This window comes from Streptomyces sp. Ncost-T10-10d (assembly GCF_900091955.1).
In the GTDB taxonomy this organism is placed as follows: Bacteria; Actinomycetota; Actinomycetes; order Streptomycetales; family Streptomycetaceae; genus Streptomyces.
The window spans coordinates 37,746-62,343 of record NZ_FMDF01000156.1 but is presented as its reverse complement, the minus strand read 5'-3'; the positions used below and the strand labels follow the sequence as shown (position 1 = coordinate 62,343).

At 68.7% G+C, this 24,598-nt stretch carries 19 protein-coding genes and 3 pseudogenes; 14 read left to right on the top strand and 8 right to left on the bottom strand.

Features of this window, described 5'->3' with window-relative positions; all coding sequences use genetic code 11:
• The coding region (locus GA0115254_RS27990; protein WP_093898068.1) for a peptide deformylase at window positions 1–451 on the top strand (451 nt) is incomplete at its 5' end.
• Here the strand turns inward: GA0115254_RS27990 and GA0115254_RS27985 are convergent.
• Together GA0115254_RS27985 and GA0115254_RS27975 are read right to left on the bottom strand one after the other, a co-directional pair.
• The gene (locus tag GA0115254_RS27985) at window positions 426–860 is read right to left on the bottom strand and encodes a hypothetical protein (RefSeq protein WP_093898067.1); all 435 of its coding nucleotides are present in this window, start codon (window positions 858–860) and stop codon (window positions 426–428) included. The genes GA0115254_RS27990 and GA0115254_RS27985 overlap by 26 nt on opposite strands.
• A gap of 956 nt (window positions 861–1,816) precedes the next feature.
• Window positions 1,817–2,434 carry a hypothetical protein gene (locus GA0115254_RS27975; RefSeq protein WP_093898066.1) on the bottom strand — a complete coding sequence of 206 codons (618 nt, stop codon included), beginning with the start codon at window positions 2,432–2,434 and terminating at the stop codon, window positions 1,817–1,819.
• Window positions 2,435–3,251: 817 nt separating this feature from the next.
• Here GA0115254_RS27975 and GA0115254_RS27970 point away from each other — a divergent pair.
• Both GA0115254_RS27970 and GA0115254_RS47820 read left to right on the top strand, forming a co-directional pair.
• Window positions 3,252–4,535 carry a phosphatase PAP2 family protein gene (locus tag GA0115254_RS27970; RefSeq protein WP_093898065.1) on the top strand — a complete coding sequence of 428 codons (1,284 nt, stop codon included), beginning with the start codon at window positions 3,252–3,254 and terminating at the stop codon, window positions 4,533–4,535.
• A 153-nt stretch (window positions 4,536–4,688) separates the two neighbouring features.
• Complete coding sequence (locus tag GA0115254_RS47820) at window positions 4,689–5,405, top strand: DUF5954 family protein (RefSeq protein ID WP_370740956.1); 717 nt, start codon at window positions 4,689–4,691, stop codon at window positions 5,403–5,405.
• A gap of 290 nt (window positions 5,406–5,695) precedes the next feature.
• Here GA0115254_RS47820 and GA0115254_RS27960 read toward each other — a convergent pair whose 3' ends face one another.
• Window positions 5,696–6,409: an SDR family NAD(P)-dependent oxidoreductase gene (locus GA0115254_RS27960; protein ID WP_093898076.1), complete on the bottom strand. Its 714-nt coding sequence runs from the start codon at window positions 6,407–6,409 to the stop codon at window positions 5,696–5,698.
• Window positions 6,410–6,604: 195 nt separating this feature from the next.
• Here GA0115254_RS27960 and GA0115254_RS27955 point away from each other — a divergent pair, with 195 nt between their 5' ends.
• The 4 genes from GA0115254_RS27955 to GA0115254_RS27940 all read left to right on the top strand — a co-directional run bounded on the left by GA0115254_RS27955 (window position 6,605) and on the right by GA0115254_RS27940 (window position 14,980).
• Window positions 6,605–8,374, top strand: coding sequence for an MOSC and FAD-binding oxidoreductase domain-containing protein (locus tag GA0115254_RS27955; RefSeq protein WP_093898063.1), 1,770 nt, complete (start codon window positions 6,605–6,607; stop codon window positions 8,372–8,374).
• A gap of 208 nt (window positions 8,375–8,582) precedes the next feature.
• On the top strand, window positions 8,583–9,278 hold the full coding sequence (locus tag GA0115254_RS27950) for a type 1 glutamine amidotransferase domain-containing protein (protein WP_093898062.1): 696 nt from the start codon (window positions 8,583–8,585) through the stop codon (window positions 9,276–9,278).
• Window positions 9,279–9,569: 291 nt separating this feature from the next.
• The gene (locus tag GA0115254_RS27945; RefSeq protein WP_093898061.1) at window positions 9,570–10,520 is read left to right on the top strand and encodes an alpha/beta hydrolase family protein; all 951 of its coding nucleotides are present in this window, start codon (window positions 9,570–9,572) and stop codon (window positions 10,518–10,520) included.
• The gene (locus GA0115254_RS27940) at window positions 10,520–14,980 is read left to right on the top strand and encodes a caspase family protein (RefSeq protein ID WP_176740319.1); all 4,461 of its coding nucleotides are present in this window, start codon (window positions 10,520–10,522) and stop codon (window positions 14,978–14,980) included. The genes GA0115254_RS27945 and GA0115254_RS27940 overlap by 1 nt, the downstream gene beginning before the upstream one ends.
• A 327-nt stretch (window positions 14,981–15,307) precedes the next feature.
• Here GA0115254_RS27940 and GA0115254_RS27935 read toward each other — a convergent pair whose 3' ends face one another.
• Window positions 15,308–16,375, bottom strand: a complete 1,068-nt coding sequence (locus GA0115254_RS27935) for a sulfite oxidase (RefSeq protein ID WP_256102814.1) — start codon at window positions 16,373–16,375, stop codon at window positions 15,308–15,310.
• A gap of 449 nt (window positions 16,376–16,824) precedes the next feature.
• Between GA0115254_RS27935 and GA0115254_RS27930 the strand changes: the two genes are divergently transcribed.
• From GA0115254_RS27930 to GA0115254_RS27910, 5 genes and pseudogenes are all read left to right on the top strand, one after another.
• Entirely contained in the window at window positions 16,825–17,061 is a 237-nt protein-coding gene (locus GA0115254_RS27930; protein WP_141720917.1) for a hypothetical protein, read from the top strand.
• Window positions 17,062–17,235: 174 nt separating this feature from the next.
• Entirely contained in the window at window positions 17,236–18,165 is a 930-nt protein-coding gene (locus GA0115254_RS27925; protein WP_093898058.1) for an NmrA family NAD(P)-binding protein, read from the top strand.
• A gap of 616 nt (window positions 18,166–18,781) precedes the next feature.
• A complete protein-coding gene (locus GA0115254_RS27920; protein WP_093898057.1) occupies window positions 18,782–19,069 on the top strand; it encodes a hypothetical protein in 288 nt (95 codons plus the stop codon).
• Window positions 19,066–19,587, top strand: a complete 522-nt coding sequence (locus GA0115254_RS27915) for a hypothetical protein (protein WP_256102813.1) — start codon at window positions 19,066–19,068, stop codon at window positions 19,585–19,587. The genes GA0115254_RS27920 and GA0115254_RS27915 overlap by 4 nt, the downstream gene beginning before the upstream one ends.
• A gap of 61 nt (window positions 19,588–19,648) precedes the next feature.
• A pseudogene (locus tag GA0115254_RS27910) lies at window positions 19,649–19,915 on the top strand (DDE-type integrase/transposase/recombinase); the annotation flags it as partial.
• 65 nt (window positions 19,916–19,980) lie between these two features.
• Here GA0115254_RS27910 and GA0115254_RS27905 read toward each other — a convergent pair.
• Window positions 19,981–20,529: pseudogene (locus GA0115254_RS27905) on the bottom strand (DUF885 family protein); the annotation flags it as partial.
• A gap of 137 nt (window positions 20,530–20,666) precedes the next feature.
• Here GA0115254_RS27905 and GA0115254_RS44740 point away from each other — a divergent pair.
• A complete protein-coding gene (locus tag GA0115254_RS44740) occupies window positions 20,667–20,819 on the top strand; it encodes a hypothetical protein (protein ID WP_176740317.1) in 153 nt (50 codons plus the stop codon).
• A gap of 147 nt (window positions 20,820–20,966) precedes the next feature.
• Here GA0115254_RS44740 and GA0115254_RS27900 read toward each other — a convergent pair.
• From GA0115254_RS27900 to GA0115254_RS27890, 3 genes and pseudogenes are all read right to left on the bottom strand, one after another.
• A pseudogene (locus GA0115254_RS27900) lies at window positions 20,967–21,631 on the bottom strand (VTC domain-containing protein); the annotation flags it as partial.
• A 229-nt stretch (window positions 21,632–21,860) separates the two neighbouring features.
• The gene (locus tag GA0115254_RS27895; RefSeq protein WP_256102812.1) at window positions 21,861–22,661 is read right to left on the bottom strand and encodes a cache domain-containing protein; all 801 of its coding nucleotides are present in this window, start codon (window positions 22,659–22,661) and stop codon (window positions 21,861–21,863) included.
• Window positions 22,615–23,439, bottom strand: coding sequence for a FadR/GntR family transcriptional regulator (locus tag GA0115254_RS27890; protein ID WP_370740955.1), 825 nt, complete (start codon window positions 23,437–23,439; stop codon window positions 22,615–22,617). Before GA0115254_RS27890 ends, GA0115254_RS27895 begins: the two co-directional genes overlap by 47 nt.
• A gap of 107 nt (window positions 23,440–23,546) precedes the next feature.
• Here GA0115254_RS27890 and GA0115254_RS27885 point away from each other — a divergent pair, with 107 nt between their 5' ends.
• Complete coding sequence (locus GA0115254_RS27885; protein WP_093898054.1) at window positions 23,547–24,584, top strand: ABC transporter ATP-binding protein; 1,038 nt, start codon at window positions 23,547–23,549, stop codon at window positions 24,582–24,584.
• Window positions 24,585–24,598 lie beyond the last annotated feature (14 nt).

Sequence of the window (24,598 nt, the reverse complement as noted above, 5' to 3'; positions counted from 1 at the left end):
CTTGACGATGTATGTGGCCGACGGTGCCGGCCTGGCTGCCAACCAGGTAGACGTCGACCTGCGGCTGTTCGTGTACGACTGCCCGGACGACTACGGGATCCGGCATGTCGGCCACATCATCAACCCGGTTCTGGACCTGCCCAATCCCGGTAGCCGCCAGCTCGTTGACGACTTCGAGGGCTGCCTGTCCGTGCCCGGTGCAGGCATGGCGGTTCCCCGCACCGATCGTGCCGTCGCTCGCGGGCTCGACAAGGACGGCAAAGCCATCGTCATCGAAGGAACGGGTTACTTCGCCCGGTGTCTGCAGCACGAGACCGATCACCTCTTCGGCCACACGTATCTCGACCGGCTCTCCAAGCGGGACCGTAAGGAGGCGCTGCACCAGATGGAAGACCGCCGTGAGGACGTCTTCGCGCAACGCGCGATCAAAGCCGCCGGTTTGGGTCGGTGAGACGCCGCATTTTTTCAGGTGCAGCGTCGGCAGCCATCCGTTCTGCCCACTCGCGCACGGTCACGGCATGTTCTATGCGGCTGACGATGTTCTTCTTGGACGCCGCGTCCAGAGTCTCCGGGATCTGGTCGAAGGTGTCGGGAAGGACGTCGAGCAGACCCCAGATCTGTTCGCCTGTGCTGACGGTGAGCAGCAGCTGGCACCTCCACTGTGGCGACACTTCCGGACGGTGGCGAAGCCGGTGCACGAGTGTCGGGAACAGGTAGTGCGTAGCTTCCGCAGCGAGGTGCTCTTGGAGCCGGTCGACCGGGAGTCGCTGGCTGAAGCCGCATGTGGCGGCCTCCCGTTCCAGGTCCAGGAGGTGAGCGGTGTCGACGGCTCGGACGGTGCGGGGAAGGGTCGGTGCCATGTCGAGATGATGCCAAAAGGCCCCCGAGGGCCGAGAGGCCGGCCACGCCGGGATGCGATCTGTCGACGGGCAGGACCCCAGGCTTCCTCGAACTCCTCGGAGGTCAATTGCTCGGGGTGGTGGCCTTCCCGTTCTGAGACGGGCAGCTCGGCTGCTCCACCCTGTGGAACGTGGTCGGGCGTGGAGCTGCAGGCCAGGCCGCGGACCGTGCTCCGGGCCACCACCAGGGCGAAGAAGGCGAGTTCGCTCATCCGAGCCGCCCGTTCCGTGGCTGTGACGGGTTCCTCAGCTGCAGGCCGGCGATTCGGTCCTCGACGGTACCGGGCCAGTGCGGGTTGGGCAGGCCGTCGTGGGTCATGTGCTCCCTGCGCCACAGGCGCGGCCACAGGTCCCGTTCGCGAGGGTGGAGGTAGTGCGGCCGGCCGCAGGCGCAGGAGCGCTGTACCGTTCCGCAGCTGCGGCACAGGTCGATGAACCCGTGGCCGGTTGAACGGGACACCGCCGGCAGGCCGCTGCCGCAGTCCGCGCAGCCGGGCAGTGCTTCGCCATTCGCCAGGCTGATTTGGCGGCGGACGAACTCGGGCAGGGCCAGGGCAGGATGGCCGAGCGGATCGAGCTGGATGCAGCTCTGCTGCCTGTGGCGGTGCCACCACGTGCCCGGGCGTCGGGGGCCCGCTGACCGGCATGCTTCTCGCGTCGCCGCCGCTCGGCGTACCGGGCGTCCTCGGCCGGCCGGAGCAGGCGGGCCTCGTGGAGCTCGTTCACCGCACGTTCCAGGGACTCGAGATCGGCGTCGAGGTCGCGTGGTATCGCGGCGCTGACCGTCAGGTGGTGGTACGTGGCGCGGAAGCCGTATGGGGCGTACAGAGTGAGGCAGGCCCGCAGTGCCGCGTGGCGGCGCCGCACCGGAAGCGTGCAGTCAAGCACGAGCCGGCGGTGCGTCAGGAAGCTCGCCATCAGCTCAGCCTTCGCAGTGGTGCGGTGATTGCGAGCGACCGGTCGACCGCACTGACCAGTGCCTGCGCCGGCCGGGGCGCGTGCTGCTCGGCCCATGCTGCGACCAGGAGGAGGAAGTCCGCGAGGTCCTGCTGGACCCCGGCGAGCAGCCGGGGGAGCTCGGCCCGGGCGACCTCGATCACGGGGCCCGGGTGCTCGCCGTTCGGGTGGAGCCGGACGGTGTCGCCGAGTTGTTCGGCCCACGGTGTCGGGTCGTGGCCGAGCCACAGCTCGCTTCCCTCGGCGATCTCCAGCCATCCGCGCCAGTCCTCCAGTCCGCAGCAGCAACCGGGTGTCAGCGTCGTGCCGGTGCCCGTGTCCTGGACGCGGAGCCCTCCAGGGGCGACGAACCCCTCCTCGTGCAGCAGTGAGCTCAGGAAGGCGTCGGCCGGGTCGGTCAGGTGGTCTTCGGCCCGGCTGGAGTTGTAGCCGGCCATGGTGGCTATTGCCGTGCCGACCTGCTCACCGCTCAGCGTGCCGTTCAGTGGGGTGAGGTGGTGCGGCGGTTGCCCGGCGACCGGCCAGAACTCGAAGCCGGGGAGCGCGCCGGTCTCCAGCACGGGGCGTATGACGATCACCGGCCCAGTGTCGCGGACATCTGCCCCGGGCGCCGCCGAATATCAGCGCCACTGGTGGTTGGCTGTGCAGATGACAACGGAGAGCGTTTGTCGGCAGATACGGAGAGCGGCCGCTTTGTCCAGGACGCTCAAATGTTGCCGAGTTCTGAGTGGGTGTTTGATGTTGATTCGTGACGGGTATTTCGGCCCGCTTTGTCGTATTCATCGCCAACGTGCACAGCCTGAAATGCTGGAAGCTCCGCACCGGCGGGAATCTTCCGGCCCATTGCTAAACCAGGCGGAATCCAATGCCGAGAAGCGGATGGAACGGGCACACAGGTCGGCGCCCGGAAGGCCGTGAAGGCGCACGTAAGGTGTGAATCAACCCGAAGATCGTTGGCCGCAGGAGCGACTTGGCGTCGCAATCCATCCCTAAACGCCCACTCGGGAATCGGAAGGCGGCCTTTTCGTGCGTCCGGGGGCGTGGTGGTCGCAGTGTGATCGCATGCCCGGGTTGCCCCCGACCGCCACTGTCGCCGTCGAGGTCGCCCCGACACCCGCCCTCCCGTCCACCGAGCCGCCCGCGCCGCCCTAATCCGGGACCGTGCGGGGCGCGCGGCGTTTCATGTCCGCCGTGGCCGCGGGAAAAGGGGAGCCGATCGCTGTATTCGGCGTACCTGTGACCAGCGAAACCCACCCGCTCCGTTAGCATGTTCGAGCTCGCAACGATCACATTGAAATATGGCAAAGCAGCTGAAAATTGATAACTACGCTAAAGCGAATATTTTCGCGAATAGACGGCAGAACCAGGTTCGCTGCATGGCGTCAACCACGCGTCATGCTGTGGGTCGCGGTGAGTGTGGCGGCCCTCGGATTCCTCATTGCACTGGAGGTCGCCGCGCGTCGGTACGGCGAGCCGGGGCCGATCACCGACCAGGCGCGAGAGGTGATATTCGCTCCCAAATCTGGGACGGTGTTGTACGTCAGTATGGCGTTGATGATGGTGGTGCTCACCTGGCGCCAGCGGTTCATCGCGGCCGGCGCCGCGATCGGCATCGACGTCGTCTTCTGGCTCGTGCGGCGGGCGGTCGACGCCGAGATGATGTTCGGCAACGGTGCGTTGTGGGTGACTCTGGCCTGTGCCGTCATCGCTGTCACGCGCCGCACCGACCGGGACCGTGTCCTGCTGCTGAAAGGCGTCGGACTGGCCCTGCTGCTGGTGGCCGGCCGCAAGACCGGCTACACCTGGCTGCTGATCACGTCGAAGACCCGCCCGGCGGTGCTCGACCAGTACGTGGCAACCGCCGATCATGCGTTGGGTAACCCGTCGTGGCTGGTAGGCCGGATTGTCGCGGCTACCGGCACGGTCGGCGCCCACGTTCTCGACTGGGTCTACATTCAGCTCGCGGTGGCCGCGGTCGTCGTCGCGCTGTACCAGCTGCGCAACGTGGCGGTCGAGCGCCGCTTCCCGGGCCATCATCTGGTGCGTACCTTTCTGGTCATCGGCCTGCTCGGGCCGGGCATCTACATGATCTTCCCGGTGGTCGGACCGATCTTCGCCTACGGCGCGGACGGGGGGCACTGGGCGGTGGCCGACCTGTGGCCGGACACGCCGCCGCCGGTCAGTACCCCGCACCCGATGTTCTTCGACGAGATCACCCCGCGCAATTGCATGCCCAGTCTGCACACGGCGTGGGCTACCGCGATCTTCATTCATTCCCGCAAGGGCCCGTGGGCTCTGCGATTCGCAGGCGCGTTCTGGCTGATCGCCACGCTCGGTGCAACGCTGGGTTTCGGCTACCACTACGGCGCGGACATCGTCGCCGGTGTGGTGTTCACGCTCACGATCGAGACAGCGCTGCGCTCGCTCGACCGCGGCTGGGACCGGTCGGGAATCCAGCTGGTCGTCTACGGCGCCGCGGTCTTCGCCGGGCTCTTGGCGTCGTATCGCTATCTGTCGGTGGAGATGGCCGGACATCCGTGGGTGTTCGGGCCGCTGCTCATTCTGGCGATGACCTCAGTGGTCTACGGCTACGTACGGACCACCAAGCTGTGGGACCGGAAGGCCGCGTCGGCGTATCTGCCGGAACCGCGACGCGAACCGCAGCCCGAACTGGTTTGAGTCATGTTGCAGCGGGTCGTGGGCTGAGCGTCTCCCGGGTGGGGCCGGGAGTGTGGCTGAGCGCTGTGGTTGACCAGTCTGAGCGCTCTCGTCGGCGACTGTCCGCTGTCTGCGTCGCTCGCGCTGCCTTCGGCATCGCCACGGCCGCCGTCGATGGAGGCCCGGAGGCATGGGGCATGGGGCTGGTGGTGGGGACCCGTCCGGATGCTCCTGTTGCCGGCGTGTGTGAGGTCAGCGCGCGGCGGGCTCGGTCGCGGCCTGTTTCCGGGCCGGGATCAGGCGGGGAACGGGGTTCAGTTGAGCTGCCCTTCGCTGACAGCTGCGGCACATATCGGCGCACACACCGCCGTCGCCAAGGGCGCCAGTTCCGCGACCGCGGAGCTGGCGGTGCACGCCGAGGCCGCGGACCGACTCCAAATGGGCCGTCTCAACCAGATCGAGGTCAACGGCACCGTCTCTCGGATCGTCCGACCCCGCCGCCTGCTGCGCTGGGGCCTGACGGTCCGGAAGGCCCACGCCCGTCCGACACCTCCACCCACGCCCCCGAAGTCCTCCACCCACGCCTCGACGAGGACGGCATCGTCCACCTCGGGTAGGCACACAGGTCCGGGGCGGGTCCTCTCTGCTCAGCAACCAGAAAGCGCTGCTCGTGCCGGCGCTGTAGGCGAGGTGGGCGGTCAGATCATCGCCCAGCGTCTTGGCGTCGTATGTCCAGATGGGTTTGCAGAGTCCCGCGATCGGAAGCAACACGTATCTGCTGAGCCACACGAGCACACCGTAGGGGAGCGCGCAGAGGACGTGGGGCTTGCGCAGCGAGGCGCTGACGACGCCGTAGAACCGCGTTGCCCACTCCATAGGCCCAGTGCATGAACGTGCTGACGGGGAACGCCGCACTGTCCGGCAGCTCGCGCAAGGTGAAGGCTTCGGCCAGGCGCTTTCCGACCCGCCCGGGATCCGGCGCCTTCTGCCAGGTGCGGACCGGGGCGAACTCCCAGTGCACGGCGTTGTGTTCGCCGCCGGCCCGGCGCTGGCGCAGGAACCGCACGGTGCCCATGCAGACGGTGCCCATCACTCCCGCCGCCGGACCCGCACCGACAGCGCCGAGCGGAGCCAGTTGCTTGCGAGTGCGCGCAGGTCGATCACTCCCGATCCCGGTACTTTCAGAAGCCGGCGCTCTGGCCGCCGTCGACGTGCAGGATCTCGCCGGTGACGAACGAGGCCTGTTCGAGGTACATGATCGCCTCGACGACGTCGTCGATCTCGCCCATCCGCCCGAGCGGGTGCAGCGCGGCGAGCGTGCCGCCCGGGTCGTCCGGGTGCATGGGAGTGCGGATGACGCCGAGTGAGACGGCATTGGCTCGGATGCGGCGCGCCGCGTATTCGATGGCCAGCTCCTTCGTCGCCGCGACCAGGCCGCCTTTGGTCAGCGAGGCGAGCGCCGCGGGTATGCGCGCGTTGGCGCGGTCGACCAGCGACGTCGACACGCACAGGACGTGCCCGCCGTCGCCGCCCGCGAGCATCGCGGGGATGGCGCTGCGCGTGAGGTCGAAGAAGCCGCGCAGGTTGACGCCGGTCACCAGGTCGTAGTCGGCGTCGGTGTAGTCGGTGAATGGTTTCTCCCGGTAGACGCCGGCGTTGTTCACCAGCGTGTCGATCCGGCCGAAGCGGTCCAGCGCCTGCTCGACGATCTGCGCACCGGTACCGGGCCGGCTCAGGTCGCCGGGCACGGCGAGTACGTCCGGATCGTGCGACGAGGGGATGGACCGGGCGGTCACGACGACGGCGTACCCGCGCCTGCGGTACGCGTCGGCGACGGCCGCGCCGATGCCTTGTGAAGCACCGGTGACGATTGCCACCTTCTTCTCCGAGCTCATGGGCATGTCCAAGCTGAGGTTCTCGCCCTGGAAGTCTCCGGCTCACGGCGGGCCACACGCGGCGACGGCGCCCACCGGCTCTCACTCTACGTGTCGCCGAGCCCCGGCGCCGCGTAGAGCTCTTCGGGTGCGGTCGGCGGCCGACCGTACGACGCTGGAGACACCGGCCTGTCGAGCGCGGGAGGAGCACAGGTCATGGCCGCTCTGATCGCCGTGAACGTCGGCATGCCCAAGGACGTCCCCTGGCACGGCAGGACCACCCACACCGGCATCTGGAAGCACGCCGTCGACGGGCCCGTGATGGCGCGCCGCCTCAACCTGGACGGCGACGGGCAGGGTGACCTCGCCGGGCACGGCGGCGAGCAGCGTGCCGTGCTGGTCTACCAGTTGAGCTCCTATCGCCATTGGCAGGAGTACCTGAAGCGGGACGACTTCACGTACGGCCAGTTCGGCGAGAACCTCACTGTGGACGGACTCGCCGACGACGAGGTGTGCATCGGTGACCGCTACAAGATCGGCGGTGCGGTCTTCGAGGTCACCCAGCCCCGCGTGACGTGCTACCGCGTGGGGTTGCGGCTCGGCGAGCCGCAGATGGCCGCCCTGCTGGTGTCCCATCGCCGCCCGGGCTTCTACATGCGGGTGCTGACTGAAGGGCGGGTGCGGGCCGGGGACGAGATCGTGAAGATCGCCTCGGGCCCCGAGGAGATGACCGTCGCGGAGATCGACGCGCTGCTCTACCTGCCCGGTCACGCCCGGCCGCACCTCGAACGGGCCCTGCGCATCCCCGCGTTGAGCCCCGGTTGGAAGACGTCGCTGCGAGCCCTGCTCGACGATGCGGATCGCGGCTCCGGCGTCGTGGGTGGAAACCGCGGGCTGACCACCAGCAGCCCGCCACCGGCCTGGCCCGGGTTCCGCCGGCTCGAAGTCGCCCGCATCGAGCCGGAGAGCGCGAGCATCTTCTCGCTCACTCTGGCGGCAGTTGACGGTGAGCCGCTCCCAGCCGCTCTGCCGGGGCAGTTCCTCACGGTCCGTCTGCGGCCGGACCGACAGGCCTCCCCGGTCATCCGCAACTACTCGCTCTCCGGCCGACCGGGCGCCGAGACGTACCGCATCAGTGTCAAGCAGGAGCCACACGGCGTCGCCAGCACCTACCTGCGTCAGCACGTGAAGGTGGGTGACGTTCTCGATGTCGCCGCTCCGCGCGGCACGTTCCTGCTCGCGGACGCGGACACTCCGGTCCTGCTGCTGTCCGCCGGTGTCGGTGCCACCCCGGTCCTGGCCATGCTGCACGCTCTGGCCGCGGAGCGCTCGCAGCGCGCGGTGTGGTGGCTGCACGCGGCCCGGGACGGCGAGAACCACCCGTTCGCCGGCGAAGTGCGCGCACTGCTCTCCCAGCTGCCCGCAGGCCGGTCGTTCGTCTCCTACAGCCGTCCGTCCGGCGTCGACCGCTCAGGTGTCGACTACACGGTCAGTGGGCGGTTCAGTCCCGAGCGGATCCGCAGCCTGGAGCCGCCTCCGGACGCCGACGCCTACATCTGCGGGCCGAGCGCGTTCATGCGGGACATGACCGGAGCCCTGGAGGCCTGCGGCCTGCCGTCCTCCCGGATCCACACCGAGGTCTTCGGGGCCACGTCCGCCGTCACCCCCGGTGTGGTGACCGGGTCTGCCCGCGCACCGCACCAGCCGGCCGCTCCTCCCGGCGGCCGCCCGGGGCCGTCCGTAGCCTTCGCGCGCAGCGGGCTGATCGTCCCCTGGCACCCTGACTACGGGACGCTGCTCGGACTTGCCGAGGCGTGCGACGTGCCCGTGCGCTGGTCCTGCCGCACCGGAATCTGTCACACCTGCGAGACCGCGCTTCTCTCCGGCCACGTCGAGTACGCCCCGCAGCCCCTGGAGCTCCCCGCCGGAGGAAGCGCGCTCATCTGCTGTTCGACACCCCCGGCCGACGTGGTCCTGGACATGTGACCGGATGCGTCCGTGGCCGGGGGGCGCCACCGCCGACGGCGCGATACGCGTCCAAGGCCGCCGACCGAGCACCGGGTTGCGCGCGGCCGGCGCAGCTGCCTAGCGTGGTTGCGTGGGAAAGGGAGAGAAAGCCGGCGGGTCGGGTCGGTTTCGTGGGGCATCCCGCCGAACCCGTTCCTGCGCATGCGTCCGAGAGGGGATTTCTCCCATGGCAAAGGTGCTTTTCATCGTCAGCGGAGCCGCCTACTGGATGTTGGAGGACGGCACGCGGCACGCGACCGGCTACTGGGCCGAGGAGTTCGCGAACCCGTACAAGATCCTCACGGACGCCGGTCACGAGGTCGTCGTCGCGACGCCGAACGGTGTGACGCCGACCGTCGACATGATGAGCCTGCGCCCCGAGATGGTCGGTGGAAACGACAGCGCCCTGGAGCTGGAGTCCGTCATCCGTTCCGCGGAGGTGATGCGTCGACCGCTGCAGCTGTCGGACGTGCGCCTGGAGGACTACGACGCGGTCTACCTGCCGGGCGGTCACGGTCCGATGGCGGACCTGGCGTGGGACGCCGACGTGGGGCGGCTGCTGACCCAGCAGTTGGCCTCGGGCAACCCGCTGTTCATCGTCTGTCACGGTCCCGCCGCGATGCTGGCCACCAGGATCCACGGTGAGTCGCCGTTCAGGGGCTACAACATCACCTGCTTCACCGACGAGGAGGAGGACGGCGTCGGGCTGGCCTCCAGGGCGCCGTGGCTGCTGGAGACCGATGTGAAGGCGAAGGTCGGGGTCAACTTCAGCCGTGGTCCGATCTGGGAGCCCTACATGGTCGAGGACCGCAACCTGGTGACCGGACAGAACCCGGCCTCGGCCGCGGTCCTCGGGAACCGGATGCTGGAGATCCTCAACTGACCTGTCCTGGAGCGATCCGGCCCAGGCACGCGCCCGCGTCGCAGGACGTCGGGCGCGTGGCGTTCCGAGCGAAAGGGCCATGTCGATGGAAGCGACGGTTGCCCAGGCTCTGCGGGATCGGCCCATGGCTGCTGCTGCGGCTACTCGTCCTGCCACAGCCCCGGCGCGACGCAGAGCACGTCCTGCACTGGTGCTCGGTCAGAGCGATCTGCGCAATGTCTCAAAAGGCGTTCCACGCAACGCGCTTGGGGGATCATGCTGTCATCGACCGAAGACGATCGAGGGGGCCGCATGGCGCGTGTCGTGGTGGTGCACGGAATCGGACAGGAGTACCTGGGGCGACGGTCCTTGCGGGACCCCATCGGCGCCGCACTCGCCGACGGAGTAGAGATTGCCGTTGCCGCCGGGGACATCGGTGGCCCCGCCCCGGCGCCGGAAGACGTCGACGTAGCTTTCTACGGAGACGTCTTCCGTACCCCCGGCACCAAAGGCGCGCAACCCGCGCCACGTAGCGCCGCCGACCTTGCCGACCCGTACGAGAAGGCCCTTCTCGAAGCCTGGGCAGCGGCTGCCGCACCGGACCCCACGAAAGCGGATTCCGACCCGACGAAGGCCCCCACCCCGCGCACGCTCCAGCGCGCCATGAACGCCCTGCTGCGTTCGCCGTTCCTGCCCGGGCCGGTGGCTGAGCGGTTCCTTCTGGGTGTCCTGCGCCAGGTGCGCCGCTACTTCACCGAGGACGCTGTGCGGGCCCGTGCCGCCGAGGCCATCGGTGCCCGCATCGGCCCCGACACGACCGTGCTCGTCGGCCACTCGCTCGGCTCGGTCATCGCGTACGAAACCCTGTGCACGCACCCCGAGTGGCCTGTCCGCACCTTGGTGACCATGGGCTCTCCGCTCGGCATGCCCTCGCTCGTTTTCGACCGGCTGCGCCCGGCGCCGGCCGCAGGGCGCGGGCAGTGGCCGGGCGGCCTGGAACGCTGGACCAATCTCGCCGACCGGCACGATGTGGTTGCGTCGGTGAAGGAGCTGGCCGACCTGTTCAGTCCTCGGCCCCCCAGCCCTCTCCCCACCAGCCACGCGACCGCAGCGGGCCAGGCTACCGACGCCGCCGTCGGCGCCGGCCGTCCCGTGCTCCGGGACGTGCCTGTCGACAACGGATGGAAGGTCCACGACCTGCTGCGCCATCTGACCGCCAGGGAGTCCGGAGCGGCGATCGGCGAGGGGCTCGCGGCGGGCTAATGGGAGAGGCGACGCCGAAACGGTACGCGCTGGCCTTCGGCGCCGCGCACTACACGCACGAGGAACTGACCACGTTGCCCGGCGTGGCCGAGGACCTGCCGAGCATCCTCAGATCCCTCGCCGGCATCGGATACGAACCGATGCCCGTCTTCCCCGACGGAAAGCTGGACCCCCCTGCCCCCGACGACGTCCTGCGGCCTTTGCTGCGCTGGCTCACCAACGACTTCCAGGACGGCGACACGCTTCTCGTCTACTACAGCGGCCACGGCCAGGAGGAGGGCCCGGCCCACTACCTGATGTGCTCCGACTCCGAGCCGGGGCCGGCCGAGGTCCGCCTCAGCGCGCTAGCCGCCCACCAACTCGTGGAACTCCCAGCCCTCAAGGGTGTCCAACGCCTGCTGCTCGTCATCGACGCTTGCTATGCCGGCCGCGGCGCGGTGGACGCAATGGACCAGGCTGTACGAGCCAAGCTCACGCTCGCCCACGCACCAGGCGCAGATCATCGCTTCCTGAAGTCCTTCGGGGTACTCAGCGCCGCACGGATCACCGAGGAGGCACACGACGGCGCGTTCAGCGCTGCACTCGCCCACGTCCTCACTGACGAGGCCCGGCTCGGCCATCACGCCAGCCACATCTCGCTGCCCGAACTCGTTGCCGCGCTCAACGCGGAGTTCCGGCGGCGTGAAGTCGACCAGAAGGCGGACTGGGCGCAGCTGTTCGACGACACCATCCAAGGCGACCCGGCGACCGGGTTCTTCCCCAACCCCTACTACGTACCCGAACTACGCCTGGCCGGACGCGAACTCGATATCGCCGAACAGCGCCACTTCGTACGCAGCCTGGGCGCCGCCTCTGCCTTCGAGATCGCTGAACAGCGCCGCCGCTACGCCGACCTGAGTGAGCACTTCTCCCCACGGGGCACTGGCCGGCAGACAGCCACGGAGATTGGCCACTACTTCACAGGCCGGGCCCGAGCCCTGCGCCGGCTCGCCGGCTGGCTTCGAGGCCAGAACGACCACGACGCCCGAGTCTTCGTCGTGACCGGCCCGCCCGGCGTAGGCAAGTCAGCAGTTCTTGGCCGACTCGTCGCCCTGTCCGACGAGGGCACACGTGACACCATCCCCGCCGGCACCGTCGCACCGGGTACGCAACCGCCGACCGGAGCCATCACGGTCGCCCTACATGCGCGGGCCCTGACCCTGGACCAGGTCGTCGCCGCCCTCGCCGCCGCAGTCGGAGCCCCGGAGCCGACCGTGTCCGGCCTACGGGAACGTCTCGCCTCTCTGGACTCCTTCGCCACCTTCGTGGTCGACGCGCTCGACGAGTCGGGTGTCGCCCATGACGAAGAGCGCCACATCGCCCGGTTCCTCGCCGACCTGGCGGACGCATTCCCCCGGCTGCGCCTCCTGATCGGCACCAGGCCTCATATCGTGGGCGCCCTCGCATGGAGGGCACCGCAGGCACGAATCATGGATCTCGCGGAACCTGACTGGACCGATATCGAAGACCTCGTAACCTACTCCGAGCACCTGCTGCGAGCGCCGCTCGGCCCCAACAGCGGCAGGAACCTGCCCGACTTCTTCGTCGCCCGCGCCGCCGGCGAGATCGCCCTAGCTGCTCACCCCCTCTATCTGGTGGCTCGTCTCGTTGCCCGCGCCACGGCCAATGCCACGGCCGGCCTCAGCACTTCGCCGCTCAGCCTTCCTGCACCCGACCCATCGGACAGCCCCGCGACCGCGATCGGCCGGGCCTTCCGCTGGGCCCTCACACAGCAGCTCACCCTCTCGGAGGCGGCGGAGGTCAGGTCGCTACTGCTGCCTCTGGCGTATGCCGAGGGTCAGGGCATGCCTCTCCCACATATCTGGGCAGCTCTCGCGGCACCCCACCCGCACCAGACCGGACCTACTGCCGAGCGGCTCCTCAACCTCCTGCGCAACGACGCCGTAGGCCCCTATCTCGTCGAAACCCTCGATGAGGACGGGCGCTCGGTCTACCGGCTCTACCACCAGGCACTCGCCGACGACCTGCGCCGCCACGACTCACCTCGGGAGGCCGAGGACCGCTGGTACCGGCGACTTCGGGGCACCGTCCCCCGTGCGACCGACGGAACCCTGTCGTGGCGTGAGGCCGACGCGTACGTCCTGCGTCACCTGCCCGCCAAGGCCGCCGCGGCCGGACGCCTCGACGAACTGGTCACCGACGGCGAGTTCCTGATCCATGCGCACCCCTCAGGACTGGCGCCCCTGCTGCACGGGCTGCGCACCGACGAAGCCCGGTCGGCCGCCGGCGTCTACCGTGACCATCTGGACCTGCACCGGCGGACGAGCCCCGAGGACCGCCGTCACATCCTCGCCTGCGATGCCGCCCGGCACCGGCACACCGCCCTGCTCGACCAGCTGAACACCGGGGGCCGGGCAGGCCGATGGCGTCCCCTGTGGGCAGCGGCAGGCAGCTCCCGTTCCACCCTCTCCGTGCAACGCCTCGCCGACGGCCTGGGACCGATCACCGCAGCCAGCCGCATCGGAGGAGACATTGTCGTCGCAGTCGACGGCGGAATGCTCCGCGCATGGGCCATGGCGACCGGGCGCCCGGTCGACCTGCCCACCCCCGCCTGCAGCACAGCCTTCACCTCGCTGACCACTACTACCTCCGCTGGTCACGACCTCCTCATAACTGGCACCGCTACCGGTGCCGTGCACGTCCACGACCTCACCACCGCACGCACAAGGGAAGCCAGCCGCCTTGCCCCCGTAGATTCCTCGCCGGTGACACACCTCGTCACGCTCGACCTGGGGGGCCGCAGGATCGCGGTGAGCGCTACCGAGGACGGCGTCCAGCAGGTATGGGATCTCGCGAACGCGACCGCACTGCCGCACCGGCTTCTCCTGCCGGACGGCTGCCCCGGCGGCCTGGCGACGGTCACCGTGGACGCGGACCTTGACGCAGCCGACAAGGTCGGGCGACGGGGCCGGGAAGTGGTCGTCGCCGGCGGCCACCACGGCTCCCTGCACATCTGGGACCTGGCCCGTGGGAAGACCGCGGCCTCCCCGGCCGATCCGCGCCTTCCGCCACTGGATGCAGTCGGCTGTGCTGTCCTGCACGGGGTTCCAGTTGCCGTCACCGCCGACCGAAACGCCGTTCGCATCTGGTCCCTGCGACGTCTGCGCGCGCCACGCGAAGTGGACGCGCTCGTCCTGCCGTCTCCAGCGACCGCCGTCTCCTGCACCACGCCGGGCGGTCGACCCACCGCCGTTCTGGCCTGCGTGGACGGCTCAGTGCACATGCTCGATCTGGAGAGCCGCCGTCTCGTCGCCTCATCAGCGCCCCGGCAACCGGCCGAGGCCACGACCTCAAGCCCTTCCGGTCTGCAGCGGTCGTTCACCTCACTGCACACCTACGTCTCCCGTGACGGCGCCGCCACCGCCGTCCTTGGCACGACCGACGGATCCGTACAGGTATGTGACCTCACCCCGCCGCCTGGGACGTCGAACGACGGCCACACCCGGGCCGCTGTCGCCGCTGCCTGCGCAAGTCACCGGAGCCAGCCGGTCGTGGTGACAGCAGGGAGCGACACGACCATACGGATCTGGCGGATGGATACCGGGGCTCTCGCCCTGCCCCCCATTACCGATGAAGTCTCAGGTTTCACGGGAGTCGTCTCCGCTACGGTCGACGGCCGTACCCTAGCTCTGACCCGTGCAGCTAACCGGCCGGCCGAAGTGTGGGACCTGACGAGCGGCACCACAATGGACCGGCAGCGACCTCGTTGGGGTATGGCGGTTGCGGTCGGTCACGACAAAGGCCGTCCCGTCGCAGTGATGGTGGACTACGCGCACCGCCTCCAGGTATGGGACATGATCAGCGGCACTTCGCTGCACGACCTGACCAGAGCCGTCGGTCCGGTGACGGCCTTGGCCTGCGCGCCCCAAGGGGGCCCGCTGGACGTAGCCGCCGTCCGATCGGACGGATCCGTAGGACTGTGGCGTCTCGGCACGAACGACCCCGGCAAGACCTTGCGCGGCATGTGGACGGCGACGGCAGTGGCCTGCGTCCGCCCCGGCGAGCGTTCCGTCGCTCTGATTGCATGCGATGACGGCACTGTCAGAGCCTGGGACGGTCTCACGGACATTGTCCTCGGTGAGCAGGAGCCTGGGATCAGGACACTCACGGGGCGGATCGTCAAGGGTCGCCTGCTGCTGGCGACCGGCAACAGCGCTGGACAGGTGACGGTCTGGGAGACGGATGGCAAGGTGTGGCCGCCGGCTTCCCCCGACCCCGCTGTCGATATGTTCACCGTGCCCGACCAGGTTGGGATCAACGCCCTGGAGTTCGCGCCCGACGGACGACTCATTCTCTGCGCGTACAAAGACGTCTACGTCTTCGGCACCGCCGATCAGGGGGAAAGGGACTCAGCAGACAGCGGGGCAAGCAGTCAGGCCGATGGCATGGGCGGCCACTGAGCTCACGAGTGTCCGCTGGTGTCCCTCAGAATCTCAGCATGACCGAGCTGAGTTGACCGTGCAGGCGCGATCCGGCCCCCGGTGGCATCCGCCCGCCTCAACGCAGAAGTCGCCTCCGCTCGGGGCGAGCTGTTCACCGCCTGGCGCTTCCACCCGGTCGTCATCGACGGCCCCTTCGAAATGCACCACGCCGAGCTCCAGCACCGGCAGAACGCCACGGTCGAGCAGGCGGTGACGGCGCCGTCAGGCCGTCCAACTCGTCGGCATCCACGTCAGTTTGGATGTGGCGCTGTGTCAACGCCGAATCCTTCGACCCAAGCGTCCGGTTCAGGGACGGCATGTGACGTGCAGGCGGGCCGCGGCGTTGTTGGCGTACCCCCTGGGGTTCCAGACGGTCGCCGGGGACTCAGGCTGCACGGCTGCCGTGGAGTCCCAGGCACGGGCGATGAGCTCGGCCTCGCCCGGGGGCAGGGTAAGCGTGGTGCGCCAGTGCTGCCACGTCCAGGGGTTCTCCGGCGGGTCCAGGTCGGCGTGGGTCCAGGTGACGCCGTGGTCAGCGGAGACATCCACGCGTTCCACGGTTCTGTCGTCCCCGGCGAAGGCGAAGCCGGTGACCTCGGTCGGCCCGGACGGCAACTGGGCGTCTTTGCCGGGGTGCAGGATGGCGCAGTGGATGGCGATCGGGCCGAGGGTGATGCCGTCCGCCTGCTTGACCTGGTGAGGGTCGGCTTCGGCGGGCAGGATGCTGTATTCGATCTGGAAGTAGTTGTCGGACGGTTCGGCCTGAGCGGTGATGCGCTTGAGCCACTTGACACTGCGGGCGCCGATCCAGCCGGGGACGACCACGCGCAGCGGCGCGCCGTGCGCGGTGGGCAGTGTCTGACCGTTCATGGCCCAGGCCAGCAGCACCTCGCTGGAGGTTGCCTTCGCCACTGGTATCGAGCCGCCGAAGGGTTGCGGTGGCTTGGCCTGCTGTGACACGTCGGCACCGGTGAAGGCGATGTGGGCCGCCTCCGGCTGCACTCCGGCCTCGGCCAGCACATCCGCCAGGCTTGCCCCACTCCAGCACGCGGTGGAGATGGCTCCGGGGCCCCAGGAGACCTGGCCGGGTATGTCGCGGATCTCGATGAGGTCCGCGCGGCGATTGCCCGCGCATTGCAGTGTTGCCACCACGCTCCGCTCGGGGAAGTGACGCCGCAGTTCGTCCATCGACAGGTCAAGTGGGCGATCGACCAGACCGTCCACTCGCAGCCGCCAGCCCTCCGGGGCGATGCGGGGAATCGGCGCGTGGTTGCGACTGTAGAAGCTGTCCAGGGGGGTGATCTGACTTGCGAGGGCGCCGGGAGGCGATTCGGCGTTGTACGGCTCGGTCTGGTGTACGAGTATATCGTCCAATGTGCCCCATATGTCCATAAAGTTACTATTCATCATGTCTGTTGCCTACGCCAAGCCGTCCACGAGGAGCGCAGGCTGGTGACAAGGGGTTTGGTGGGGTGTTCACCCTGGTGCAGGTGGCGGGGCCGGCGTTGCGACGAGTCCTTGGTGGGCCCATCGGGAGAGTTGTGGGTGCATGGTGCCCAGGGTGATGTCGCCGAGGTGGCGGGTGATGTGTGGGGTGCGCCAGTGGCGGTCAGAGGCCGCGTGGATTAGGACCAGGACGCTTTATCTACGGCGGTCGGCCGGAGTGGTGTGCCGGTCGTCGTGGGAGACGAGTCTCTCCCTCGCGCTTGCCGAACATCGCGCCGATCAGGGCCCGGGATGCCTGTCTCGACGAGATTCAGGCTCCCCGCGGCCCACTGCGGCGTCAGCTGCCCCAACCGGACGCGACCCGGTTGCGTCCCGCCGTGGGATGGCTCCCGACCGGCCTGCCGAACATGCAGCCGGGCTTCGTCGCCCGCCGGGCCAAGCCCATCCGGCTGACGCTGACCGGACCCGGCGGTGGCGGGTGGATGCCCGACCGCGAGCAGGGACAGATCACCGTGACACCGGCAACCGACGGTTCCCGGCCGGCTGCCACAGTGGAGTCGACGGTGCATGACTTCACGGCCTCGGCCACGGCCCGAGTGCCCTGGCGACCGTGACCGGCGACCACCAGGTGGCGGGCCCCTTCCTGGACGAGCTGAACCGTGTCCGAGAGCGAAGCCTACGCACTGCGCCGACCGACCGACCGATGACCACATGCCCCGCATTCCGCTGTCGCCCAGGGGCGACAGGCTCCGGTTGCACCATGGTCGTGGGCGCTGCACGCTGCCCCTATGGACCGCACCCCAGAAGCCAGCGTGCTGCCCATTTTGGTGACCGGCGCTGCGGGCAGAGTCGGCGCCGTCGGGCGATCCGTGGTCGAAGGCCTTCGGCGACGGGGCCTGCCCGTCCGGGCCATGGTGCGTAGCGATGACGAACGCGCGCAGGCGCTGCGCGCGACGGGCGCCGAGGTCGTCGTCGGAGACCTGACGCATGCGGGCGACGTCGCCGACGCCCTGACCGGCTGCGGGCGCATGTACTTCGGTATGGGAGTGTCGGCGCAGTATCTGGAGGCTGCCGTGACGGCAGCGGCCGTCGGGCGCGTGTACGGGCACCTGGAAGTGTTCGTCAATATGTCGCAGCTGACTGTTGCCCAGATGGACCTCACCAGCACCTTCGAATCGAATCAGCAGCGACAGCAGTGGCTGGTCGAGCAGGTTCTCGACTGGTCAGGGCTGCCCGTGGTCCAGATCAGGCCCACGGTGTTCATGGAGAACCCGCTCTTCCGCGTCGGCTTCTCCTCGATCGCCAAGGACGGCACCATCAGACTGCCCCTCGGTCAGGCGAAGACCTCACCGGTGGCGGCCGGTGATGTCGCCGCGGTCGTGGAGGAGATCCTGGCCGACCCGGCCGCACACATCGGCCGGACCTACGAACTGACCGGCCCCCGCTCACAGGACATGACCGCCATGGCCGCGGAGTTTTCTTCAGCCCTGGGCCGACCGGTCAGCTACACCGACGTCCCACTGCAGGAATGGATAGACAACGACCTCACGCCGATGGGGCTGCCGGACCACGTCTTCCAGCACATCTCCACCATGGCCCGCCTTCACGCGGAGAATCGTTACGACCGCAAGGCGGACGGTGTGGAGCAGGTCACCGGGCGGCCCCCGTCAGGGATAGCCGACTTCGTCCGTAAGAACGAGGACCTGTTCACTCGCTGAAACCATTTCGTCCGAAGCGTCGTGAAGCGTCCTACGTCGTGGGTTGGCCACCGCGGGCACCGGCCACGGTCTGCGGGTCCCGCCGCCAACGGGCTCCGGGCACCAGATCGAGTTCCCACGCGGAAACGGCCGCGGAAAGGACCTGCCATGAGTGACGGACTCCTCGATCTGGCAATCGCCACAACCGGCGGCCAAGAACTCTGGAACACCCTGCGTGGCCTGAAAATCGACATCTCCATCGGCGGCCCGATCTGGGCGATGAAGGGCTGGCCCCCGGACAGGACGTTCGACCAGATCCTGACACTGGACACGGTCAGGGAGCACATCGTGTTCAGCCCGTTCACCCGCCCCGACCAGCGGATGGTCTTCGACGCCGCCACCGACAGCGTCACCATGCAGACACTCGACGGCGAACCGGTCGAGACCCTCACCCCCGCACGTGCATGCTTCAAAGGAATGCTGCGCAACACTCCCTGGGACGCCCTTCACCTCGGCTACTTCCTCGGCTACGCGTGCTGGAACTACTTCACAACGCCGTTCCTGTTCACCTGTCCAGATGTGCGGGCCCGGGAAATCGAACCGTGGCGCAGCCGGCCAGACCTGGCGACGCCTGCAGGTGCGCCTCCCACCCCGGATCGCCACGCACAACCCGGACCAGGTGTTCTACTTCGATACCTTCGGAATGCAACGCCGCATGGACTACATCACCGAAGTCAACGGCAGCACCCTCGTAGGCCACTACACCAGCCGCTACCAGACGTTCGGCGGATTGCTCCTGGCCACGCGCCGCCGAGTATTCCGCCGCAACCCCGACAACAGCGTCAACCTCAACCTGCCGTCCATCACCCTCGACATCCACGACGTCGAACAGGTTCGCTCCGGCGACGAACAGGCGCAGCCATGACCACTCATGACGCCACCATCGATCACCCCGCCCGGCGGCTCGTCGTGGCACTCCCGCACCCGTACGACGCCACCCGCGAGCACTACGAAACCCTCGTACCAGAGGTCGATCTCGCCCGCTTCTTCCAAATGGCATCGTGGCAGGCCACGCTCGAGCTGGCGGAGATCAACGCCCCGCACGGCTTCATGCGCTACTACCGCAGTGACATCACCGCCGTCATGGCCGGGTCGCCGTCCGTGTGGAAGGCCACGCAGTACCTGATGGGCAACCACACCATCGCCGAACGCATGTTCTGCAGGGACCCGTCGGTCATGCTGCACGCACCACTGCGGACCCTGCTCTACGCCGACCCGGACGGCGACACCAAACTCGCCGTCGACCAGCCCAGTCTGCTGTTCGCCAGCTACGACAACCCGCAGATCGCCGACGTCGGCCGAGAACTGGACATGCTGCTCGCCCAACTGATCGCCCTGCTCGGCGGCGATCCACCTCCGCAGCTCGCGGCCAAAGGCTCTTGAACCGCGGCCCTCGACCCCTCGCCCAGCGCGCAGCCACAGCGCCTGCGATCGCCTGGCGCTTGCTCGCGTGTCAGACCTGCTGCGGCGCGACTTCACCGCCCGGTCGCCGAACACCAAGTACGTGGGCGACATAACCTGTATCCCGATCGGAGGCGGCCAATTCCGCTGTCTGGCAACGGTGTTGGATCTGCACTCGAAGCGGCTGGCGGGCTGGTCGATCGCCGGCTACATGCGCACGGAGCTGGTCACCGACGCACTCAGGGCCGCCGCAGCGGCCCGCGGCGCCGACGGCCTGCACGGGGCGATCTTCCACAGCGACAACGGAGCCCCCGAGCGCCCGCACCGCGGACGCATCAGTGAGGCCTGGGCACTTGCCAGGGGCAGCAGGGCGATCTACAGGCGGGCCAGTTCCTCCACCAGGTCGTCCAGGCCGAGGGAGCCCTGGGACAGGGCCGCCATGTGCCAGGACTTGGCGTCGAAGCCCGCGCCCCGCCGGGCGCGGGCGGCCTCGCGGCCCCTGAGCCATGCGCGTTCGCCGAGTTTGTAGCCGATCGCCTGGCCCGGGAGGCTCAGGTAGCGGACGACTTCGGAGTCGACGAAGGCCCCCGGACGGGGGTGGTTGTCGCGAAGGAAGCTCCCGGCGACTTCGGGTGTCCAGCGCTGTCCTGGGCCGTACGGGGCGTCGGCGGGGATGGGCAGGCGCAGGTGGACGCCGATGTCGACGACGAGTCGCATGGTCCGCAGCATCTGTGCCTGGAGGTGGCCCAGGCGGTGCGCCGGGTCGTGGAAGAAACCGAGTTCGTCCATGAGGCGTTCCGCGTACAGGGCCCAGCCCTCGACGTTGCCGTTGACCACGCCGGCGGATGCCTGGAAGCGGGTGAGGCGGGTGGCCGCGACGTGGGTCCACTGTGCCACCTGCAGGTGATGTCCGGGTACGCCTTCTGGCGTCCCAGCTTGCTGCTGCCGCCTGCGGTGTGCCTGTCGTGCCTAGCTGTCCAGCGTCGCCGTGCTGCGAGCTGTGCGGGATTGAGCGGGCACCCGACGGCCTCGACGCGCCCCCGCGCCCGACGAGCGTCAGGATGGCAACGACGTCCCTGGTCTCCTTGACCGCGTTACGGAAGCGGACCACGGCCAAGGCGCCGGCCAGCGAGAATGCGCGGGCCAGGTTCGAGCCGACCACCAGCATGATCAAGGCGACGATCATGCCGACGATGACCAGGGTCTGCACGTAGGACTGGCTGTGGGGGACGTTGCGGTGCGTGTACCGGTACACGTAACCGATCAGCGTGGACAGGATGAACGACAGCGCCGTCGCCGCCACGACGTCGGCGACGCTGATGAACGTGCCGCTGAGTTCCTGCAGACCGAAGACACTTCGCTCATGCCGTCAACGACGCATCGTGCTGCGTCGGCCGCTGCTGGAGAGGCTGCTCTTCATTGGGGGTGGGTGGCGGATAATCCGCCTCGTTGACGTGGAAGACCGAACGCGGGGCCAGGCCGAACGCCTCGATGGACTGCACGTACTTCGAGATCCGGACGAGGCTGAGGCTGCGCCGCGCGGCCAGGTCGGTGATCCAGTGCGGGGTGTGCTCGTTCACCTTGATCTCCATCACGGAGAGGTGCGGCGGGATCGTGAACCGGTTCTCCGGAGTGGGGGTGCCGAAGTGAAAGTCCCGGTCGCGGCAAGCGCCTCGCGCTGGTAGCCGGTGATGGCGGTGGGCTGCGGGTCGAGTCGCACGACCAGTTCGAGGACCTCCTGGATGAAGGCGCTCTCCTTCGCCGAGTGGCCTACCATCACCCGGTCGTTACACAACTGCCGTGCCACGCAGTAGGGAAGGGTGATGCGGCGCTTCTGCGTGACCCGGTTGACGCGCTGCTTGATCTCCACGCACACCGGCGACTCGTCGGTGACGCCGTCGAGGTTGCCGTAGTGCCGGACGCCCAGCTTGCGGCGGAACTTCAGACCCTCGATCTTCTCCCAGTAGAACCGGAGTTGAGGACTGTCGTAGTACAGGCTCCGCATGCCGTACCCGCCGACCGGGCTCGACCGCCATCGTGATTGCGACAGCAGTAGCAGCCGCTTCGTCGGGAGCGAATTACGTAGGCCGGCGACGGCCTTCCCGGCCGCGACGTCACCATCGTCGAGCCGAGCCGCCGGTACGTACCCGAAGAACCGGCCCCGACAGCAAGACGGACGGGCGCCGGGCCCCCGACCCGCAGGCCGCCCGCGCCTGGGCCGGAGCGCGCATCCGTGGCCTCCGGCAGATCGGGGCTCAGGGGTGTTTTGCCGGGGTTTCCGCCGTCACCAGGATGAGGGGGACGCCGTCGCAGGGCCGCAGGTGCCGCCCGCCGTGTTCGGCGCCGCATGGCGGTCCGGCCAGTACCGCCGCGAAGTCCGGGTCCTTGGTGAGTGATCCGACCAGGTGATGGGGGTCGGTGGAGGCGGCGACCCGGCCGCGCGCATTGACCAGGCGGGCGGCTCCCGGCAGGCGTTGGAGCAGGGGCATGACGGCTGCTTCGAAGTGCCGCAGGTAGACGTCGGCAGCGGCCACTCCCATGAAGCGTCCCCCGATCGTCACCGGTGCGGAGAGGGTGAGGCTGTACTCGTCGGAGCAGAGGTAGTCGACGTACGGTCCCGCGACCGCGCGTTGTCCGGTGTCGCGGGGCAGGGTGAACCAGTCCCAGTGGGTGTAGTCGGAGTACGCCGAGTGCTCCGGGTCCAGATCGAGCAACAGCGGATGCACGGAACCGTCCATGGTGGTCTGCCACCACTCCAGCCACGCCGGTACGTCGTCGAGCAGTCCTGGCGCCGCGACGAAGCCGAGCCCCGAGACCAGGTCGTACCGGGTGAGACAGGCGTTCAGGCCGGGGCGGAGCGCGGCCAGATCGGCCGACACCGGCCGACGGCCGGCTGCGACGGCCGAGGAGAGCACCGCCCCCGTGTCCGTGGCGGTCCTGCCCACAGCGTCGAAGACTCCTTCGAGCGCGTCGCGCACACGGGCGGCCACGTCGGCGACCGACATCTCGTCAAGTACTGCCGATCCGGCGCTTGCGAGACGGGGACTGCTGCCCATCGGGGCCCTCCTTCGGACAGGGACCGCGCGCACCGTCACCAGAGCCGAGGCGGAGTTCGATCAGGCGCGCCATGGATGCCTGTACGCATTGTTCGGCCAGGGCCCTGGCACGGTCATCCGCCCCATCATGCACGGCGGAGATTACGGCGCGGTGACGATCCGCCATGTCCTTGAGGTGCCCGTCCTCGCAGAGTACGAGGCGCAGAAGCGCCCCCACCTCGGTCTGGAGAGCGACCTCCTCCCTGGTCAGCCGGGTGGACTGGGCAGCCGCGGCCAGCTCGACATGGAAGCGCCCGAAGATGCGGCTGCGTGCCCCCGAGTCCTCGGCGTCCACCAACTCTCCCAGAGATCTGTGCAGTGGCTGCAGATCTCCGGGCTCGGTGCGCTGGGCCGCGAGCCGGGCGGCGGCACCTGAGACGGCTGCCCAGTGGTCGGCGAGATCGCGGAGTTCCTCGGTGCTCCAGTCGCAGAGGCGGGCAAGGAGCCGATCCTCCGCAGGACCGTCGGGCACGGTGACGAAGGTGCCACCGCCACGGCCCCTGCGGGTGGTGACCAGACCCCTCTGCCGCAGTGCCATCAGAGCTTCCCGCAGGGTCACGGTGGAGACGCCGAGCTGGGCGGCGAGGTCGGTCTCGCCGGGCAGTTGCTCTCCGTCGGCGAGCAGCCCGAGGTCGATGGCGTCACCGAGCCGCCGCACGACGGCCTCCACGCGGGCCAGGGTGTCGACGGGCGTGAAGACGGCTCTGCGGGCGCCGGATTTGTCTCGGTTCACGTTCACCACCTTGCCAGTTGACCCAGCCTTTACCTTAGCGGGGTATTGAAATTAGAACTATGACTTCATATGTTTACGGCCAACTCCCGACAGCACCAGAAAGGTTCCCGCCCATGGAGGGAATGGCCATCCGGCTGCAGAACCTGCGCAAGTCCTTCGGCCGGACGGAGGCTGTGGCCGGAGTCGACCTGGAGATAGCGGACGGCGAGTTCTTCTCGATGCTGGGGCCGTCCGGTTCCGGCAAGACCACGGTGCTTCGGATGATCGCCGGCTTCGAGGCTCCCACCAGCGGAACCATCGAGCTCGCAGGGGCCGATGTCACCGGTCTGGCACCCTTCGAACGCGACGTGCACACCGTCTTCCAGGACTATGCGCTCTTCCCGCACATGACCCTGGAGCAGAACGTCGCCTACGGCCTCAAGGTCCGCAAGGTGCCCAAGGCCGAGCGTATGGCACAGGCCAGGGAGGCTCTGGCGGGCGTGCGGCTGGCAGACTTCGGCACGCGTCGCCCGTCCCAGCTCTCCGGAGGCCAGCGCCAGCGCGTGGCACTGGCCCGCGCCCTGGTCGGCCGTCCGAAGGTGCTGCTGCTCGACGAGCCGCTGGGCGCCCTCGATCTCAAGCTGCGTGAGCAGATGCAGGTGGAACTCAAGGCGATCCAGCGCGAGGTCGGCATCACCTTCGTCTTCGTCACGCACGACCAGGAGGAAGCGCTGACGCTGAGCGACCGGATCGCGGTCTTCAACCAGGGCCGCGTCGAACAGATCGGTACCCCCGCCCAGATATACGAACGTCCCGCCACCCCGTTCGTCGCGGGCTTCGTCGGTACGTCGAACCTGCTGACCGACGACGCCGCGGAGCAGGTCGTGGGCGACCGGGGAACGTACAGCATCCGGCCGGAGAAGATCCGCGTGCTGGGGGCGTCCGCCCTCGCCGACGAGGCACAGCACTCCACTGCCACCGGCACCGTGGCGGAGGTCGTCTACCTGGGGGACGCCACCCGTTTCCTGGTGGACCTCGACGCAGGCGGCCGGCTCACCGCCCTCCAGCAGAACCTGGAGACCTCCTCCGAGGACGTCGCCGCCTTCCGTGGCTCCCGGGTCACGCTCCAGTGGCACCGACGACACAACTTCCGGGTCCCTGAGGCCCGGTGAGCGCCCACCCGCAC

Bases quoted from the DNA above. Each gene is read 5' to 3' on its own strand.
- GA0115254_RS27885 (WP_093898054.1), top strand. From the start codon at position 23,547: ATGGAGGGAATGGCCATCCGGCTGCAGAACCTGCGCAAGTCCTTCGGC.
- GA0115254_RS27985 (WP_093898067.1), bottom strand. From the start codon at position 860: ATGGCACCGACCCTTCCCCGCACCGTCCGAGCCGTCGACACCGCTCAC.
- GA0115254_RS27960 (WP_093898076.1), bottom strand. From the start codon at position 6,409: ATGAGCTCGGAGAAGAAGGTGGCAATCGTCACCGGTGCTTCACAAGGC.
- GA0115254_RS27945 (WP_093898061.1), top strand. From the start codon at position 9,570: ATGGCGCGTGTCGTGGTGGTGCACGGAATCGGACAGGAGTACCTGGGG.
- GA0115254_RS27955 (WP_093898063.1), top strand. From the start codon at position 6,605: ATGGCCGCTCTGATCGCCGTGAACGTCGGCATGCCCAAGGACGTCCCC.
- GA0115254_RS47820 (WP_370740956.1), top strand. From the start codon at position 4,689: ATGGAGGCCCGGAGGCATGGGGCATGGGGCTGGTGGTGGGGACCCGTC.
- GA0115254_RS27950 (WP_093898062.1), top strand. From the start codon at position 8,583: ATGGCAAAGGTGCTTTTCATCGTCAGCGGAGCCGCCTACTGGATGTTG.
- GA0115254_RS27970 (WP_093898065.1), top strand. From the start codon at position 3,252: ATGCTGTGGGTCGCGGTGAGTGTGGCGGCCCTCGGATTCCTCATTGCA.
- GA0115254_RS27940 (WP_176740319.1), top strand. From the start codon at position 10,520: ATGGGAGAGGCGACGCCGAAACGGTACGCGCTGGCCTTCGGCGCCGCG.
- GA0115254_RS27915 (WP_256102813.1), top strand. From the start codon at position 19,066: ATGACCACTCATGACGCCACCATCGATCACCCCGCCCGGCGGCTCGTC.
- GA0115254_RS27925 (WP_093898058.1), top strand. From the start codon at position 17,236: ATGGACCGCACCCCAGAAGCCAGCGTGCTGCCCATTTTGGTGACCGGC.
- GA0115254_RS44740 (WP_176740317.1), top strand. From the start codon at position 20,667: ATGGCAACGACGTCCCTGGTCTCCTTGACCGCGTTACGGAAGCGGACC.
- GA0115254_RS27895 (WP_256102812.1), bottom strand. From the start codon at position 22,661: ATGGGCAGCAGTCCCCGTCTCGCAAGCGCCGGATCGGCAGTACTTGAC.